Consider the following 2,830-nt stretch of genomic DNA (forward strand, 5'->3'; position numbering starts at 1 on the left):
CTGTCGCCGGATGCGCGCCCGGGCGGTCGCGATCCGGGCCCGCTGCTCCGGCCCGATCTCCTCCAGGGCCCGCCACAGCGTCGCGTCCGAGGCCACCGGCCCGTACAGCTCGGCCTGATCCCGCAACGTGGCCAGGTCCGACAGCACCCGACCGCCGTCGGCGATGCACACCGCGGCATCGACCAGCACCCGACCCCGATCGTGCACCGGGCGAAACCCGCGCCGGCGCATCGCCCGCGACAGCGCCCCGGTCAGCCCGGTCCGGTCGGCCAGCAGCCGCAGCACCGCCGACCCGGCGTGCGACACCACCCCGTGCCCGCCGACTTCCACGGTCAGATCGTTCGACCACGCGCTATCGTGCACCTGAAAAGTGCTCCTCGATCTGGGTGTTCTGCGACTTCAGCAACCGCATTCTCCCAGCTCAGGGGCACTTTCTCTGTTACAACACGCTCAATCCAAGATCACGAAGTGCGGCTGCCGTACTGGTTGTGTCCCCCCGATGGTCGCGGTGTGAAGTGTTCGAGGCTGACCTCCGCAATTCATGGTGATCTTGAGTTGAGCGTGTCGTAACAGAGAAAAGTGCCCTTGAGCTGGGAGAATGCGGTTGTTGGGGTCGCAGAACACCCAGAACGAGGAGCACTTTTCAGGTGCACGATAGCGCGTGGTCGAAGGGCCTGACCGTGGAAGTCGACGGACACGGAGTCGTGTCGCACACCGGGTCGGCGGCGCTGCGGCTGATCGCCGACAACACCGGCCTGACCGGCGGTCTGTCGCGGGCGTTGGCCCGCCGTGGGTTCGTTCCCGTGCACGACCGGGGCCGGGTCCTGGGGGATCTCGCGGTGTGCATCGCCGACGGCGGACGCGTGTTGTCGGACCTGGCCGCGTTACGCGATCAAGCAGAGTTGTACGGCCCGGTCGCGTCCGACCCGACGGCGTGGCGCACCCTGGAAGCGATCGGCGAACGAGAACGCCAGCACATCGCCGCCGCGCGGGCCAAGACCCGCCGCCGTGTCTGGGCGCTGAGCACCGCCCGGCTGGGCCGGATCCCGCCCTCGAAGGTCGCTGATGTCGATCTCGGGAAGACGATCGTGATCCGCCTGGACGCCACGATCCAGATCGCACACTCGGACAAGGAAGGCGCGGCGGGCACGTTCAAGGGCACCTACGGCCACCACCCGCTCGGCGCGTGGTGCGACAACACCCGTGAGGCCCTGGCCCTGCGGCTGCGCCCGGGCAACGCTGGCTCCAACACCGCCGCCGACCACATCGCCGTACTCGGCGAGGCCATCGCCCAGATCCCCGACCCGCACCGGCGCGACCTGCTCATCACCGTCGACGGGGCGGGCGCCACCCTGGAGCTGATCCGCCACATCACCGGGCTGAACGCGGTGCACGGGCGCCGGGTGCACTACTCGGTCGGGTTCGACCTCGACCACCGCGCCCGCACCGCCATCGCCCTCGTCCACGAGGACGACTGGCAGCACGGGTGGGACCGTGACGGCGTCCCCCGCGACCTGCAGGGCGAGCACGGCGCCGGCGTGGTCGAGCTGACCGGGCTGCTGCGCACGAGCCACGGCGGCGACGAGCTGCCCAACTGGCCGGCCGACATGCGGATCCTGTGCCGCCGCGAACGCCCCTCGGCCGGGGCGCAACTGTGCGCCCTGGAAGAGGCCGACGGATGGCGCTACCAGCTCGTGGCCACCAACACTCCCGGCCGACAGTTGGACTTCCTCGAAGCCCGCCACCGCGCCCACGCCCGGGTTGAGGACCGCGTGCGGACCGGGAAGACCACCGGCCTCGATCACCTGCCGTCGACCTCGATGGCGATCAACGCCGCCTGGTGTGTCGCGGCAATGATCGCCACCGACCTGCTGCGCTGGTTCGCCCTGCTCTGCCTCGGTCCCGCCTTCCACGACACCGAACCGAGGACGGTCCGCTACCGGCTGCTGCACACCGCCGCCCGGATCGTCCGCGGCCAACGCAAACGCAAGATCAAAATTCCGGAGACCTGGCCCTGGGCCTGCGAGCTGGCGGCCGCGTTCGTCCTCGCGTTCGCCCTCACCCCGACCTGACCCGCCGGCCCCTGACCGCCCGACCCCGACCCGAGGAACCCGACCGACCTGTGGAACCGGCGCCACCGACGCGACCGTCGGCCACCGACCACGACTACCATCCGACCCGAAGATCAACAGCGGAGGTGAAGATCACCAGCGGCGAACGCCGAGGCGGACCTACGCACCCGGTGAATGATCAAGGCCAGGACGTGTCGGTCGACCGGAGCGGTGCGGGAGGTATCCGCCGCAGCTTGAGGATCCTGCGAATCGTGGATGCGCCGACGCGATGGCCGAGCTTGAGTAGTTCGCCCTGGATGCGCTGGTAGCCCCAGGTTGGGTTCTCGTGAGCCAGCCGTTCGATCAGGGTGGCGATCGTGTCGTCGACGGGTGGGCGACCGGAGCGGTTCGGGTAGGTCCACTTCTTGGTCACCAGGCGGCGGTGCCAGCGCAGGACCGTGGCCGGGGTGATCAGGCGGTGACCGCGCAGCGCTGTGGGCAGGCGTCGGATCAGGGCGGCGAGCACGGCTCGGTCGGCCCAGTCCAGGCGAGGCCTCGGGTTGGTTCTACGGAGTACCGCGACCTCGTGCCGCAGGACGAGCAGCTCGACGTCTTTGTATGACGATGTACGGCGCAGCAGCAATAGCCAGCTGAGAAGCCGATCGAAGATCAGGTAGACGAGGCGCAGCGACACAGCCATGATCATGCCCAGCACTGAGACCGCGATCACCGCTGGTCACGAGCCAGGCCGACTTCTGGAACCCCACGTTTGACGGCTT

General features: G+C 69.2%; 2 protein-coding genes and 1 pseudogene. 1 reads left to right on the top strand and 2 read right to left on the bottom strand.

Annotated features, from left to right (window positions below; all coding sequences use genetic code 11):
- Nucleotides 1-363, bottom strand: a 363-nt coding sequence (locus VKN16_12295) for a transposase (GenBank protein ID HME94988.1), incomplete at its 3' end; no start/stop codon positions are given.
- A 284-nt stretch (nt 364-647) separates the two neighbouring features.
- On the opposite strand from VKN16_12295, the gene VKN16_12300 reads away from it, so the two are divergent.
- Nucleotides 648-2,072, top strand: a complete 1,425-nt coding sequence (locus VKN16_12300; GenBank protein ID HME94989.1) for an IS1380 family transposase — start codon at nt 648-650, stop codon at nt 2,070-2,072.
- Between the two features lie 184 nt (nt 2,073-2,256).
- Here VKN16_12300 and VKN16_12305 read toward each other — a convergent pair.
- A pseudogene (locus VKN16_12305) lies at nt 2,257-2,745 on the bottom strand (helix-turn-helix domain-containing protein).
- Nucleotides 2,746-2,830: the final 85 nt, after the last annotated feature.

It is taken from the genome of Candidatus Methylomirabilota bacterium (genome assembly GCA_035315345.1).
GTDB lineage: Bacteria > Methylomirabilota > Methylomirabilia > Rokubacteriales > CSP1-6 > CAMLFJ01.